We start from the raw sequence: 14,062 nt of genomic DNA on the forward strand, positions 1-14,062 counted from the left end.
TGTCTACAGCGGCCAGCGGTGGACCGGCTCGCCGTCGGCGGCCCGATCCAGGTAGGCCCGGGTCAGCGCCTGGTCGTCCTCACCGTGGCGCTCCACCCAGGCCAGCTGCCAGGCCGCGCCCGTCCGACCGCTGGCAACCCGCTCCTCCAGCACGCCCAGGTGCGCCGTGGCTTCCGCCTCCGCCACCCCGGCCCGTACCAGCCCGCGGCGGGCCTTGGGCAGCAGGCGTTCGGTAACGAGATCGCCCAGCCGGCCGAACCAGCCATCCAGCCACTCGACCTCGGCCTCCAGACCGTAACGGGCCGCGGCGTAGAAGTTCTGCTCGGCGATGTGGAAAGGCAGTTCCTCGACCAGCCCCGGGCGCGACTCAGCCAGCTCGGCCACGGCGCCATAGAAGAAGGCGGCGTTGGCCAGCACGTCGGCCAGGGTCGGACCGGCCGCCATCACCCGGTGCTCCAGACGCAGCTGGCACTGCCCGTCGACCACCTCCACCAGCGGCCGGTTCCAGCGCCAGATGGTCCCATTGTGCAGGCGCAGATGGGCCAGCGCCTCCACCGGTTGATCCTGCAACTCGGGCAACAAGACCGGGTGGTGCTGCCGATTCTCGACGAAGAAGCCGTACAGGGCGTCGCGGGCGTAGCCGCTGCCGAAGCCCACCCGCGCCAGGGTCCCGGCCCCACGCGGCTCCAGGCGGGTGCACGCCACCGCCTGTTCGAACAGCGGGATACGGCTCTCGTGCCACAGGCGGCGACCGAACAGGAACGGCGAATTGGCCGCCACCGCCACCGAAGCGGCCGACAACGCCACCGCGGCGTTGAAGAATGCCGCCATGCGCTGCGGCGGCACCTGCAGGTGCAGCTGTAGGGAGGTGGTGGCCGCCTCGAGCATGACGTCGTGGCGCTCGGTGCGAAAGCGCTGCGTCCCCTCGATGTCGAGGGTCAGCGGGCGACGCCCGCGCAGCGCCAGGACCTGTTCGTTCAACGCCGCGTAGCGGGGCGAGGGCGTCATGTTCTCGACGCAGACATCCGCCTCGCGCACCGAAGGGAGGATGCCGACCAGTGCCAACCGACACCCGGCGTCGGCCGCGGCCCGTTGCGTCCGCGCCCAGCGCTCGGCGAGCTCCGTCTGCAGCCCCTGCAGGGGCGTTCCGGCCAGCGGGTGAACGTCGGTGTTGATCTCCAGGTTAAACCGGGCCAGCTCGTTCTCAACCCGAGGGTCTTCGACCCGGCTCAACACCCGATCACTGATCGGGGCCGGACGGCCGTCGGCGTCCACCAACCACGCCTCCAGCTCCAGGCCGATGCTCGGCGGGCCCTCGGCCACCCGACCGGCTCGCAACCACTCGCCCAGCAATCGGGTCTCCGCCCGGAGCCGCTGACGAAAGGCGCTGAAGTCATCGCTCCCGAACCGTGCCCGACCGATCTCCTGTCCCACGTCGCCCCCCCGCGTTACTCCGGCACCGGTGCGGCGCCGGTGGCCACCTCGCGGCGCAGTTGCTCGAGCCGCTCCGGGGTCCCGATATCGGACCAGGCCCCCGCCCAGTGCTCGCCGGAGAGTTCGCCGCGCCGTGCCGCGTCGCGCAGCAGCGGCGCCAGCGGGAAGCGCCCGCGCCGGCAGTCCCACCAAAGGCGAGGGTGGAAGGCGCCGATCCCGGCAAAGGTCAGCCGCCGCCCGCCCCCGGTGCCCACGCGCCCTTCGTCGTCGAGGGCGAAGTCGCCGTCGGGGTGATGGGCCGGGTTGTCCACCAGCACCAGGTGCGCGGCCGCGCTGAGCGTGCGCGGCAGCTGCCCCAGTGGATAGTCGCTCCAAACGTCGCCATTGACCACCCAGAAGAGGCCGTCGCCCAGCAACGGCAGCGCCTCGCGGATCCCGCCCCCGGTATCTAGGGCACCTTCCGGCTCGCGGCTGTAGTGCACACACACCCCCCAGGCCCGGCCGTCCCCGACGACAGCCTCGATCTGCTCGCCCAGCCAGGCGGTGTTGATCACCACGGTCTCGGCCCCGGCAGCCGCGAGGCGCTGCAGCTGCCAGCCGATCAGCGGCTGCCCCGCCACCTCCAGCAGCGGTTTCGGAGTGGTGTCGGTCAACGGTCGCATCCGCTCGCCGCGCCCGGCGGCCAGGATCATGGCACGCATCTCAGTCCACCTCGGCGTACGACACGCGGCCCGGCACCGCCGCCAGGGCCAGCACCTCATCGACCAGCGGTCGCAGCGCCGCCTGCTCCTCGGCTGCGGCACGCAGATAGGCGAAGAACCGCGGCGCATCGGTCAAATAGCGCGGCTTACCGTCGCGGTAGGCCAACCGGGCGAAGATGCCGAGCACCTTGAGGTGGCGCTGCACGCCCATCCACTGGCAATCGGCCCAGAACGCCTCGAAGCCTTCGGGCACCGGCACGCCAGCGGCCCGTGCCCGGCGGTGGTAGCGCTGCAGGGTGGCGACCTCGCGCTCCCGCGGCCAACTGATGAAGGCGTCGCGCAGCAGCGAGACCGCATCGTAGGTCACCGGCCCAGCCACTGCGTCCTGGAAGTCCAGCACCCCCGGCAGCGGGGTGCATACCATCAGATTGCGGGGCATGTAATCGCGATGGCAGAAGGCCCGGGCCTGTCCGCCAACCCGCTCGAGCAGATCGTCCAACCCACCCCTGAGCCGCCGGCGGGCCTCCGCGGAAGCCACCCCGCAGCAGCACGGCAGATACCAGTCGGTGAACAGCTCCAACTCCCCGCGCAGCCGGGCCTCATCGTAGGCCGGCAGCCCGTCCACCGGCACCGTGGCCTGGGCGCGGATCAGGGCGTCGACGGCGGCGTCGAGCAGCGGTTGCGGGTCGTCCCCCTCGTGCAGTGCCTGCAGGTAGGTGCGGTGGCCCAGGTCGGTCAGCAGCAGCAGGCCGTGTTCCAGATCGGCGGCCTCGATCTGCGGGGCGTGGATCCCCGCCTCGGCCAGCAGTCCGGCGATCCGGACGAAGGCCGCCACCGCCTCGGACTGCTCCGGGGCGTCCATGATGATCCGGCTGCCGTCGCCGGGCACCTGGATCCGGAAGTAGCGGCGGCTGCTGGCGTCGGCCGCCGCCGGCTCCAGTGCCGGCTCCTGCGCCGCGCCGAGCTGCCGCCGCGCCCACTCACGCGCCCGCCGGGCGCGGGCATCATCCCAGGCCAGTCCGTTCATGCCCTCCATTGCGCGCCACGGCGCTGCGGATTGCAAGCCGTCGTGCGTTGCCAGGCGCCCCCCCGTGTGCCAAGGTAACGGCGCTCGCCGCCGGATCGCAACGAACCGTGAACCGCTCACTCCCACTCACCGCCGTCCTTGCGACAGGCCTGGCCGCTTCCGTGGTTGCTGCCGCCGATACGGACGACGGCGACGCGGCGCGCCTGGATACCGACCACGTGCCCCGGGACCCCGGCGCACTGCGGCAGATCCAGCTCTGTGGCCCCCCCCTGGCCCCCCCGCCGGACGCGGTGGACCGCACGCTGCGGGATCACCCGGACACCCCGCTGATCCTTGACGCCGAAGCCATCGACGCCGACGGCCTGCGGGCCCTCTACCGACTGCGGGGCAACGCCGAACTGCGTCGGCTCGATCAGCACCTGCGCGCCGAGGCCTTCGACCTGGACGAGGCGGCCGGCCAGGCCCACGTCCCCGGGGCGTTCGCCTACTCCGAGTCCGGCCTGCACCTGTGGGGCACGGCGGGGCGATTCGATCTCGACGCCGACCGCATGGAGGTCGACGGCGCCGAGTTCCGGATCCATCCGCACATGCACGGCGCCGCCCGGCAGCTGATGAGCACCGGGCCGGAGCAAACGCGGCTGACCGATCTGCGCTACTCCACCTGCCCGCCCGGCGACGAGCTGTGGTGGCTGCACGCCGGGTCACTGGACCTGGATCACGACGCCGGACTGGGCGAAGCCCGACACGCCCGGGTGGAGCTCGGCGGGATCCCCTGGTTCTACACCCCGTACCTGCAGTTCCCCATCGACGACCGGCCGCGCACCGGGGTGCTGCCGCCGAGCTTCGGGCAGTCCGACACCGACGGCGGCTACTTCACCCTGCCGATCTACGTCCGCCTGGCGCCGAACTACGACCTGACCCTGCAGCCGACCTACTACTCCCGGCGCGGGGTGCTGCTCGGCAGCGAATTCCGCTACCTGCGCCCGGGATTCGACGGGGAGCTGTCGGCGGAGTACCTCCCCGACGACGACGTCTACGCCGAGCAGCTGCGCGAAGACGGTGAGGAGGTCGACGCCGAGCGCTGGGCCGTGGACTGGTCCCACCGCGGGGACCTCCCCTACGGCATCGGCTACGAGCTGGATGTGGAACGGGTCGGGGACGTGGACTACCTACGGGACTTCTCCTCGGACCTGGTGGGCAGCAGCGACGCCGAGCTCGAGAGCCGCGCCCTTGCCGAGCAGTCCCGCGGCAGTCACCAGTGGGAGGCGGAACTGCAGCACTGGCAGAACCTGCGCCCGGAGGACCGCGACGACCCCTACCGACGCTGGCCGGCGGTGACCTACGAGCACACCCCCGGTCTGCTGCCCGGCGGCCTGGAATACCGCCTGGACGGCGAAGCGGTACGCTTCGAACTCCCCGAGGGACCCGAGGCAGACAATGACCAACAGCGCCCGGTGGGGCGGCGCTACCACATCAACCCGCAGCTCTCCTGGCCCCTGCAGCGCCAGGCGTTCTTCATCGAGCCAGGCCTGAGCCTCCACCACACCCGTTACGACCTGGAGCGGGCCGAGGGCGCCGCCGGCGACGAGCAGCTCAGCCGCACCGTGCCTATTGCCAGCCTCGACGCCGGCATTTTCCTCGAACGACCGTTCCAGGTTGGCAACCGCCCCTTCCTGCAGACGCTGGAACCGCGGTTGTTCTACCTCTACGCCCCCTACCGCGATCAGCAGGACTACCCGGATTTCGATACCAGCGAACGGGGCAACACGGTGGCGCAGCTGTTCCAGGAGAACCGCTTCGCCGGCGTCGACCGCATCGCCGACGCCGATCAGGTCACCGCGGCGGTCACCACCCGCTTCCTCGACATCGTCGAGGGCAGCGAGCTGCTGCGCGCCAGCGTCGGCCAGGTCTACTACCGGGGCGACCGCCGTGTGACCCTGGATACCGACCCCGATGACCCGGCTCTGACGCGCAGCAGCTCGGACATCTTCGCCGACGCCGAGCTGCGACTGCCGGGGGGGCTATCGGTCCGTGGTGAGTACCGCTACGACCCGGAACGCGAAGAAGCCGCGGCCACCAGCCTCGCCGCCGACTGGCAGTACCAGCCGGCCCCCGGCGCCCTGGTCAATCTCGGTTACCGGGTCCGCCAGGAGACCGAGGAGGACGAGGACGACGAGCTGGTCCTGGAGACCACCCAGGATCTCATCGAGGCCTCGGCGGTGGTGCCCATCGACGCCCGCTGGCGCGGTGTCGGCGGGTGGCAGTACTCACGGCTGGAACGCACCAACCTGGAAGTGGTCGGAGGGGTTGAGTATCGCCAGTGCTGCTGGGCCGTGCGCGGGGTCGCGCGACGCTACCGCCGCGGCTCAGCCCAGGAGGCGGAAAACACCTTCATGCTCGAATTCGAGCTCACCGGTCTGGGCCGACTGGGCCAGGACACGGCATCCTTCCTCGAGGACGTGGTGCCCGACTACGACGAAACGGTATTCTAGACCCCATGAAGATTCGAGCCTTTCTCTGCGCCGCAACCCTGCTCGCCGGGCTGCCGACCCTGGCCGCCAGCGAGACCCTGGACCGCATCGTGGCCGTGGCCGACCAAGAGGTCGTCCTCGCCTCGGAGCTGGATCAGGAGATCGAGCAGATCCGTGCCCAGTTCTTCCAACGCGGTCAGCAGCCGCCGCCGGCCGACCAGCTGCGCGAGCAGGTCCTCGAGCGCCTGGTCATGCAGCGCCTGCAGATGGGGCACGCGCAGGGAGCCGGTATCCAGGTGGACGACGCCACCCTGGATGCCGCCATGCAGCGCATCGCGGCGCAGAACAACATGACCCTGGCCCAGCTCCGTGACGCCCTCGCCCAGGAGGGCATGGATATGGCCAGCTTCCGCGAGGATCTGCGTGAGCAGATCACCGTCGAGCGGCTTCAACAGGCCGTGGTGCAGCAGGAGGTCGAGGTCTCGCCCCAGGAGATCGAAGAGGCCGTCGAGGCAGCGGCCGCCCAGGACAACATGGAATACCGGGTGGCGCATATCCGCATCGGCACGCCGGAGGGGGCCTCCTCGGACGACCTGCGTGCCGCCGGGGAGCGCGCCGGGCAGATCCGCGAGCAGGCGGTGGACGGCGAGAGCGACTTCGCCACCCTTGCCGAAACCTTCTCGGACGCCGCCACGGCCAGCGAGGGCGGGAAGATCGGCTGGCGCCTGCCCGGGCAGCTACCTTCCGCCTTCGCCGACGTGGTCGACGGCCTGGAGCCGGGTGAGATCAGCGAGCCCGTTCAGGCCGCCGACGGGTTCCACATCGTCAAGCTCATCGACCGGCGCAGCGAGGACGCCCAGATCGTGGAGGAGACCCGCGCCCGTCACATCCTCCTGCGCCCCGGCGACGGGGTCGAGGAGGACGACGTCCGGCAGCGCCTGGACAGCTTCCGCGAGCGCATCGACGAAGGCGAGAGCTTCGAGTTCCTGGCCCGGCAATACTCCGAGGAGCCGGGGGCCGAGGCCAGCGGCGGGGATATCGGCTGGACCCGTAGCGGTCAGCTGGTGGCCTCCTTCCAGGAGCGCATGGATGAGCTGGAGGTGGGCGAGGTCAGCGAGCCGTTTCGCACCGAGTACGGCTGGCATATCGTCCGCGTCGAGGATCGTCGGGAGCGGGACGTCACCGACGACCGCCGCCGCGAGCGCATTGCCCAGCAGATCCACGAGCGCAAGAGCCAGGAGGCCCTGGAGCAGTGGCTGCGCCAACTGCGCGAAGAGGCCTACGTCGACTACCGGCTGGAGGGCTCGTGAGCGAACAGCGGCCGAGGATCGCGATCACCTGCGGCGAACCCGCCGGTATCGGCTACGAGCTGGTGGCCGCCGCGGCGATGCGCAGCCACGCCGCGGAACTCGTCGCCATCGGCGACCCGGCGCTGCTGCGCGAGCGCAGCCGCGTCCTCGACGGCCCCGAACTGGACACCCCGGCCTGGACACCGGATGCCCCGCGTCAGGCGCATCGGGTCGGCCGCCTGCCCGTCGATCCGGTGCCGATGGCGCACCCGGCGCAGCCCGGGACCCTGGATCCGGCCAACGCCGAGGCCGTGGTGACCAGCCTCAAGCGGGCCGTCCGGCTGGCCGCCGAGGGCCAGGTGGACGCCATCGTCACGGCGCCGGTGCACAAGGGGGTCATCAACGACGCGGGCCTCCCCTTTTCGGGGCACACCGAGCTGCTCGCCGAGATGACCGCCACCGAGACGCCGGTGATGATGCTGGTTGCCGGCGACCTGCGGGTGGCGCTGGCCACGACGCACCTGCCGCTGCGGGCGGTGCCGGAGGCCATCACCCCGGAGCGGCTGGAGGCGGTGATCACGGCGCTGCACCACGACCTGGTGGACAAGTTCGCCATCGCCGCGCCACGGATCCTGGTCACCGGGCTCAATCCCCATGCCGGCGAAGGGGGGCATCTGGGCCGCGAGGAGATCGACGTCATCGAGCCGACCCTGGAGCGCCTGCGCGCGGCGGGCCTGGGGCTGGTCGGCCCGCTACCGGCAGACACCGCCTTCACCCCGCGCGCCCTGGAGGGGGCCGACGCGGTGCTGGCGATGTACCACGATCAGGGGCTGCCGGTGCTCAAGCACGCCGGCTTCGGGCGGGCGGTGAACGTGACCCTGGGGCTGCCCATCGTGCGCACCTCGGTGGACCACGGGACGGCGCTGGAGCTGGCCGGCACGGGGCGGGCCGACGGCGGCAGCCTGCAGGCGGCGATCGAGCTGGCGGCGGACCTGGCGCTGCGCCGTCAGCACCGGCCGGGCTGACCCCCCGCCGCGGCGGGCGGGGCAAGAGGGGGGCACACGGCCCGGATCCGACGGGGATGGGGACGCCGGGGGTTGGCCGGGGGCATTGAGCGCGCCGAGCATCGCAGGGCGGGCAGGGGTTCAGCGCGAACCTTTCCCGGTTCGCGCTGATCAGCGAGGTTTTGTCCGAGCGGCGCGTAGCGCCGCGAGTTAAGCGAGCGGCCCTGCCCGCACGAGAAGCGCAGGGGACCGCGCCGTAGGCGGGGCGCGCTCGTCCGCCCCCGGCCAACCCCCGGCGTCCCCATCCCCGTCGAGCAGGCGGGCCTGTCCGTGCCCTTCCTTCTCACCGCCCTGCGGCGGCCGCCGGCGCGCTCCGTGCGGCATCGGCCAGACGCACGAAAGCCTCCACCGACAGCGTCTCCGCCCGCGCCCCGGGATCGACCCCGGCCGCCTCGAACGCCTGCGCCGTCACCAACCCCTTGAGGCTGTTGCGCAGCGTCTTGCGCCGCCCGCCGAAGGCCGCCGTGACCACCTCCTGCAGCCACGCCTCGTCCTGTGCCCGCGCCGGCAGTGGCCGGTGCGGCACCAGGCGGACAAACGACGACATCACCTTCGGCGCCGGGAAGAACGCCCCGGCGGGCACATTGAAACAGCGCTCCACCCGACACCGGTATTGGACCATCACCGACAGCCGCCCGCGGGTCTTGCCCCCTGGCGGCGCCACCATCCGATCCACCACCTCGCGCTGGAGGAGCAGATGCAGATCCTCGATGACATCGGCCGCAGCGAGCAGATGGAAGAGGATCGGCGTCGAGACGTTGTAGGGCAGGTTGCCCACCACCCGCAGCCGGCCCTGGGCCGGAGCCAGTTCGGCCGGATCCAGTGCCAGGGCGTCGCCCTCGATCACCCTCAGCGCCGGGGCAAACCGCTCCTGCAACCGGGGCGCCAGATCGCGATCCAGCTCCACCGCGGTGAGCGTGCCCAGGCGCGCCAGCAGCGGTTCGGTCAACGCCCCCTCGCCGGGGCCGATCTCCAGCAGCGTCTCCCCCTCCCGCGGGGCGATGGCCGTGACCATACGCTGGATGACCGCCGGGTCGCGGAGGAAGTTCTGCCCGAAGCGCTTGCGTGGGCGATGGCTCAAGCCAGGCGCTCCCGGGCCGCCTGGGCCTGGGCACGGACCTGCTCCGGCGCCGTGCCGCCAACGTGGGAGCGCGCCGCGACCGAGCCGTCGAGGGTGAGCACGGCGAAGACGTCGTCCCCGATGGCGGTGGAGAACTGCTGGAGCTCCTCAAGGCTGAGCTCGGCGAGATCCCGATCGGCTTCGGTGGCGTAACGCACGGCACGGCCGACCACCTCGTGGGCGTCGCGGAAGGCCAGCCCCTGGCGGACCAGGTAGTCGGCCAGGTCGGTGGCCGTGGCGAAGCCGGCCCGGGCCGCCGCGCGGCAACGCTCGCGGTTGACGCTCAGCGCCGGGACCATGTCGGCGAAGGCGGTCAGCGCATCCCGCGCCGTGTCCACGGCGTCGAAAAGCGGCTCCTTGTCCTCCTGGTTGTCCCGGTTATAGGCCAACGGCTGGCCTTTCATCAGGGTCAGCAGCTGGACCAGGCTGCCCTGGGCACGGGCCGCCTTGCCCCGCACCAGCTCCGCCACGTCCGGGTTCTTCTTCTGCGGCATGATCGAAGAACCGGTGCAGAAGCGATCCGGCAGCTCGATGAAGCCGAACTGCTGAGAGGTCCACAGCACCAGCTCCTCGGCCATGCGCGAGAGGTGGACGAGGATCAGGCTGGCGTCGGCACAGAATTCGATGGCGAAATCGCGATCGCTGACCGAGTCCAGGGAGTTGCGCGTCGGCGCGTCGAAGCCCAGCTCCCGGGCGGTCGCCTCGCGGTCGATGGGGAACGACGTCCCCGCCAGCGCCGCCGCGCCGAGCGGACACTGGTTCAGGCGCCGCCGGCAGTCCGCCAGGCGGTCGCGGTCGCGCTCGAGCATCTCGTACCAGGCCAGCATGTGGTGCCCGAAGGTCACCGGCTGCGCCACCTGCAGGTGGGTGAAGCCGGGCATGATGGTGTCGGCCTCGCGCTCGGCCAGTTCCACCAGCCCGTGCTGGAAGCGGGCCAACTCGGCACGGATGGTATCGATGGCCTCGCGCAGGAAGAGGCGCACGTCGGTGGCGATCTGATCGTTGCGCGAGCGGCCGGTGTGCAGCTTCTTGCCGGCCTCGCCGATGCGCTGGGTCAGCCGATGCTCGATGTTCATGTGCACATCCTCGAGCTGCGGCGACCACGGGAAGCGCTCCTCGACCACCTCTTGGCGGATCTCGGCCAGCCCCTGGAGGATGGCGTCGCGCTCCGCCTCGGTCAGCACGCCACGCGCGGCGAGCATGCGGGCGTGGGCCTCGGAGCCCTGGATATCCTGCAGGGCGAGGCGCGCGTCGAACTGCACGGAGGCCGAGAAGCGCTCGACGAAGGCGTCGGTCGCCTCGGTGAAGCGGCCGGTCCACAGCTGCTGGCCGGGGGCTGCGTCATTCTGGCTCATAGCGGGTGCTCACGGTCGATGGTTTGGTGGACAAAAACGGGTCGATGGTCGGCCACCCCGCCCGACGGGGCCGCCGGCGCGCTCGCCATTGTAGTGCCGAGTGCCGGCTCGGCGCGCCCCCTGCGGCGTCGTGATCGGCGACAACAGGTTGAAAACGGGGCGGCATTGCGACGACACTCTAGCGTGTTTTTCCCCGAGTCTAACCAGTCAGGATGGACCGTAATGGCCGCTGAATCCCTGCGAATCGCCACCCGCCGTTCCCAGCTTGCCATGTGGCAGGCCGAGCACATTGCCGCCGAGTTGCAGCGCCTGCACCCCGGCCTGGAGGTGGAGCTGGTCCCCATGTCCACCCGTGGGGACGAGATCCTCGACCAGCCGCTAGCGCGCATCGGCGGCAAGGGCCTGTTTATGAAGGAGCTCGAGGACGGCATGCTGCGCGGCGAGGCCGACCTGGCCGTGCACTCGATGAAGGACATCCCCTGGCGCCTGCCCGAGGGCTTCGACCTGGCTGCCGTCTCGGACCGGGCCGACCCGCGGGACGCCTTCGTCTCCAACCACTATTCCGACCTGGATGAGCTGCCCCACGGCGCCCGGGTGGGCACGGCCAGCCTGCGCCGCCAGTGCCAGATCATGGACCGCCGCCCCGACCTGCAGATCGAGGTCCTGCGCGGCAACGTCCAGACCCGCCTGCGCAAGCTCGATGACGGCGTCTACGACGCGATCATCCTGGCCGCCTCCGGGCTCGACCGCCTGGAGCTGACCCACCGCATCGCCGGACGCCTCACGCCGGAGCAGAGCCTGCCGGCGGTGGGCCAGGGCGCCCTGGGCATCGAGTGCCGCGAGGGCGATGAGCGGGTGATGAAGCTCGTCGAGGGGCTCAATCACGAGGCCACCCGCATCCGGATCAACGCCGAGCGGGGCATGAACGCCCGACTCGAGGGCAGCTGCCAGGTCCCCATCGGCGGCTACGCGGAGCTCGACGGCGATGAGGTCCACCTGCGGGGGCTGGTAGGCGCCATCGACGGCAGCGAGGTCATCCGGGGCGAGATCCGCGGCCCCGCCGCGGAGGCCGAGAACCTCGGCCGACAGCTGGGTGACGATCTGCTCGCCCGCGGTGCCGACCGCATCCTCAAGGCCGTCGCCGAGCAGCAATGACCCAGCCCCTGGACGGTACCGGCGTTATCGTCACCCGACCGACCCACCAGGCGGAGGGTCTGGTCCACGCCCTGGAGGCGGCGGGTGCCGGCGTTTGGCGGTTCCCCACCCTGGATATCATCGCCGAACCGGAAGATGCCGCGCGGCAGGAGGCGGCCCGGCGAGCCGCCTGCGCCGACTGGCTGATCTTCGTCAGCCAGAACGCCGTCGCCCATGGGCTACCGCGCATCCGCGCCGCCGGGGGCCCCGCCGGCCACGCCCGCTGCGCCACCGTCGGCCAGGGCACAGCCGAGGCACTTCGTCGCAACGGCATCGAGGAGGTGCTTTACCCCCGACACGGCGCCACCAGCGAGGATCTGCTGGCGGAAACAGATCTTGGCAGGATCAGCGCGGGCCGTGTCATGATAGTTCGCGGAGTTGGGGGGCGACCGTATCTCGCCGAGGCGCTCCGCGCCCGTGGCGCGGAAGTGGATTTTCTGGAAGTCTATCGGCGCGTCCGGCCATCGACCGACCCCGCCCCGCTCCTTGAGGCCGCCGAGGCCGATCGGGTTCAGGTCGTCGTCGCCACCAGCGGCGAGGTCCTGGACAACTTCCTGGAGCTGGTCGGGGATCGTGGCCGACGGTGGCTCGCCCGGGCCGGCGTTGTCGTCATCGGCGAGCGCGTGGCCACCATGGCAGCCCCCCACGCCGGACATGTCGAGATCGCGGCAACCGCGGCGGAAGAAGAGCTCACGGCGGCCACCGCACGCGCCGCCAGGGCCGTGGCAGAGATCAGGAGTAGGCGAAGATGAGTAACCCCAACCGTCCGGAGGACCGGAGTCGCCCGGAGGATCCGAACCGCGGCGCGCAGAGTCCCTCCGATCCGCGCAGTGCCGAAACCCCGCGTCGCGGCGATGCCCGCCCCGGTGCCCCGTCCACCCAGCCGCCCGGCGGCGGAAGCGCCAGTGGCCAGGAGCGGACCGACGACGGACGCCCCACCGAGTCGCAGAACAGCCAGGGCGACGCCAGCGGGAGCGGAAACAGTAGCGCCCCCCCGGAGCGCTCCGGCAGCGACCAGCAATCCGGCACCGATAAGCCCGCCGAGTCCAGCAAGGAGTCGGGCAGTGATAGCAAGGCGGGCGAGGCCGGCCAGGAGAGCAAGGACACGGATTCGGGCAGCAGCAAGTCCAGCTCCGGCTCCGGCTCCGGCTCCGGCTCCGGCTCCGGCAGCGGGGACGGCGGCGGCAGCCGGCTGAGTTCCACCCCCGAGCCCCGCAGCCGCTTTACCCTGTGGTTCGTCATCGTGCTACTCGGCGGCGGCACCGTGGCCGCCGGCGTCTACGGCTACCAGCTCTACGAGGAACTGCAGGCGGCACAGCAAGAGCTCGATGAGCGTGTCGCTGCCCAGGAGGAGCGCGACGCCGAACTCGACGACACCCTGGAGAAGGCCCGCGAGCAGGCCGAAGCGGCCGCCCGCCTGGAGGCGTACCTGGAGGACTTCGAAGCGCTCTCCGCGGACGTCGAGGCGGCCAAGCAGGCCAGCGACGATACCGCCGAGAGCCTGGCCTCGCTGGAGTCCCGCGTTGAGGAGCTGGCCGCCCGCTTCGACGAACTGGGCAACGGCGAGGGGGCCGACGAGGCCGCCCTGGCAGACCTGGATACCCGGCTCAGCGAGCGCATGGATGAGATTGAGGGCCGCCTCGAGGAGCGCTTCGAGGAGCTCGCCGCGGCGCAGGAGGGCCTCGGCGAGGACATGGAGCGGCTCGGTGCGCGCAGCGAGCAGGAGGAAGAAGGCTGGCTGAAGGCCGAGGCCGGCTACCTGGCGCAGATCGCCATCCACCGTGTGCGCCACCACCACGACGTGGATTCGGCCCTGGCCGCCCTGCGCGGCGCCGACGGTCTGCTGGCCGAGCTCGGCGGCGAGAGCATCCCCGAGCGTCAGGCCATCCGCGAGGCCATCGATACCCTGCTGGACTACTCCGGCCCGGATATCGGCGGCATCCGCGAGCGCATCACGGCGCGCATGGACGAGATCGACGAGCTCGCCCTCACCGGTGAGCCCGGCGACGGCGTCGCCCCGGACCTCCCGGAGATCGACGAGGCCGAAGAGGGCTGGCAGCGCGCCCTGAGCCGGGCCTGGACCCGGTTGCGCGAGGGCCTGGGCGAGCTGGTCCGGGTGCAGCACGAGGAGGAACTCGAAGAGCTCCTGACCCCGGAGCAGCAGTACTTCCTGCGCGAGGGGCTGCGGCTGCAACTGGAGAGCGTCCTGCTGGCGCTGCACAGCGGCGACGAGGAGAGCTATCGCGACGGGCTCGAGCGGGCCGCCAGCTGGCTGGAGCGTCGCTTCGATGCTGACGACGAGCGCGTCGCCGAGGCCAGGGAGGAGCTACTCGACCTGGCCGATGAGCCGATCCGGCACGACCTGCCGGATATCGAACCCCTCCTTGAACCAGTGAAGCCGTTCTGA

11 protein-coding genes are annotated in these 14,062 nt (G+C 71.4%); 6 read left to right on the plus strand and 5 right to left on the minus strand.

The genetic code is table 11. The features are described 5' to 3' along the window. Nucleotides 1–3: 3 nt before the first annotated feature. The 3 genes from HHAL_RS05190 to HHAL_RS05200 are packed head-to-tail and all read right to left on the minus strand — an operon-like array spanning nt 4 to nt 3,162. Entirely contained in the window at nt 4–1,434 is a 1,431-nt protein-coding gene (locus HHAL_RS05190; RefSeq protein ID WP_011813816.1) for a glutamate-cysteine ligase family protein, read from the minus strand. A gap of 14 nt (nt 1,435–1,448) precedes the next feature. Further along, on the minus strand, nt 1,449–2,135 hold the full coding sequence (murU, locus tag HHAL_RS05195; protein ID WP_011813817.1) for an N-acetylmuramate alpha-1-phosphate uridylyltransferase MurU: 687 nt from the start codon (nt 2,133–2,135) through the stop codon (nt 1,449–1,451). Nucleotide 2,136: 1 nt separating this feature from the next. After that, entirely contained in the window at nt 2,137–3,162 is a 1,026-nt protein-coding gene (locus HHAL_RS05200) for an aminoglycoside phosphotransferase family protein (protein WP_011813818.1), read from the minus strand. A gap of 107 nt (nt 3,163–3,269) precedes the next feature. On the opposite strand from HHAL_RS05200, the gene HHAL_RS05210 reads away from it, so the two are divergent. From HHAL_RS05210 to pdxA, 3 genes are read left to right on the plus strand one after another with little or no spacing between them, the layout of a single operon-like run. Further along, a complete protein-coding gene (locus tag HHAL_RS05210; protein ID WP_011813819.1) occupies nt 3,270–5,654 on the plus strand; it encodes an LPS-assembly protein LptD in 2,385 nt (794 codons plus the stop codon). Nucleotides 5,655–5,659: 5 nt separating this feature from the next. Continuing rightward, nucleotides 5,660–6,943 (plus strand): peptidylprolyl isomerase, encoded by a 1,284-nt coding sequence (locus HHAL_RS05215; RefSeq protein ID WP_011813820.1) that lies wholly within the window; start codon nt 5,660–5,662, stop codon nt 6,941–6,943. Then, nucleotides 6,940–7,947 carry a 4-hydroxythreonine-4-phosphate dehydrogenase PdxA gene (gene pdxA, locus HHAL_RS05220; protein ID WP_011813821.1) on the plus strand — a complete coding sequence of 336 codons (1,008 nt, stop codon included), beginning with the start codon at nt 6,940–6,942 and terminating at the stop codon, nt 7,945–7,947. Before HHAL_RS05215 ends, pdxA begins: the two co-directional genes overlap by 4 nt. 322 nt (nt 7,948–8,269) lie before the next feature. On the opposite strand, the gene rsmA is transcribed toward pdxA, so the two are convergent. Together rsmA and argH are read right to left on the minus strand one after the other, a co-directional pair. Beyond that, a complete protein-coding gene (gene rsmA / locus HHAL_RS05225) occupies nt 8,270–9,067 on the minus strand; it encodes a 16S rRNA (adenine(1518)-N(6)/adenine(1519)-N(6))-dimethyltransferase RsmA (protein ID WP_011813822.1) in 798 nt (265 codons plus the stop codon). After that, a complete protein-coding gene (gene argH / locus HHAL_RS05230; RefSeq protein ID WP_011813823.1) occupies nt 9,064–10,461 on the minus strand; it encodes an argininosuccinate lyase in 1,398 nt (465 codons plus the stop codon). The genes rsmA and argH overlap by 4 nt, the downstream gene beginning before the upstream one ends. Nucleotides 10,462–10,683: 222 nt before the next feature. Between argH and hemC the strand changes: the two genes are divergently transcribed. The 3 genes from hemC to HHAL_RS05245 are packed head-to-tail and all read left to right on the plus strand — an operon-like array spanning nt 10,684 to nt 14,062. Beyond that, nucleotides 10,684–11,616: a hydroxymethylbilane synthase gene (gene hemC, locus HHAL_RS05235; RefSeq protein ID WP_011813824.1), complete on the plus strand. Its 933-nt coding sequence runs from the start codon at nt 10,684–10,686 to the stop codon at nt 11,614–11,616. Further along, the gene (locus HHAL_RS05240; protein ID WP_011813825.1) at nt 11,613–12,407 is read left to right on the plus strand and encodes a uroporphyrinogen-III synthase; all 795 of its coding nucleotides are present in this window, start codon (nt 11,613–11,615) and stop codon (nt 12,405–12,407) included. Before hemC ends, HHAL_RS05240 begins: the two co-directional genes overlap by 4 nt. Then, a complete protein-coding gene (locus HHAL_RS05245) occupies nt 12,404–14,062 on the plus strand; it encodes a uroporphyrinogen-III C-methyltransferase (RefSeq protein ID WP_011813826.1) in 1,659 nt (552 codons plus the stop codon). Before HHAL_RS05240 ends, HHAL_RS05245 begins: the two co-directional genes overlap by 4 nt.

Source organism: Halorhodospira halophila SL1 (assembly GCF_000015585.1).
Classification (GTDB): domain Bacteria; phylum Pseudomonadota; class Gammaproteobacteria; order Nitrococcales; family Halorhodospiraceae; genus Halorhodospira; species Halorhodospira halophila.

What these genes read in the sequence shown, in the direction of transcription:
- murU (WP_011813817.1), bottom strand. Translation starts at nt 2,135, where the DNA reads ATGCGTGCCATGATCCTGGCCGCCGGGCGCGGCGAGCGGATGCGACCG.
- HHAL_RS05240 (WP_011813825.1), top strand. Translation starts at nt 11,613, where the DNA reads ATGACCCAGCCCCTGGACGGTACCGGCGTTATCGTCACCCGACCGACC.
- HHAL_RS05200 (WP_011813818.1), bottom strand. Translation starts at nt 3,162, where the DNA reads ATGAACGGACTGGCCTGGGATGATGCCCGCGCCCGGCGGGCGCGTGAG.
- argH (WP_011813823.1), bottom strand. Translation starts at nt 10,461, where the DNA reads ATGAGCCAGAATGACGCAGCCCCCGGCCAGCAGCTGTGGACCGGCCGC.
- HHAL_RS05215 (WP_011813820.1), top strand. Translation starts at nt 5,660, where the DNA reads ATGAAGATTCGAGCCTTTCTCTGCGCCGCAACCCTGCTCGCCGGGCTG.
- hemC (WP_011813824.1), top strand. Translation starts at nt 10,684, where the DNA reads ATGGCCGCTGAATCCCTGCGAATCGCCACCCGCCGTTCCCAGCTTGCC.
- HHAL_RS05245 (WP_011813826.1), top strand. Translation starts at nt 12,404, where the DNA reads ATGAGTAACCCCAACCGTCCGGAGGACCGGAGTCGCCCGGAGGATCCG.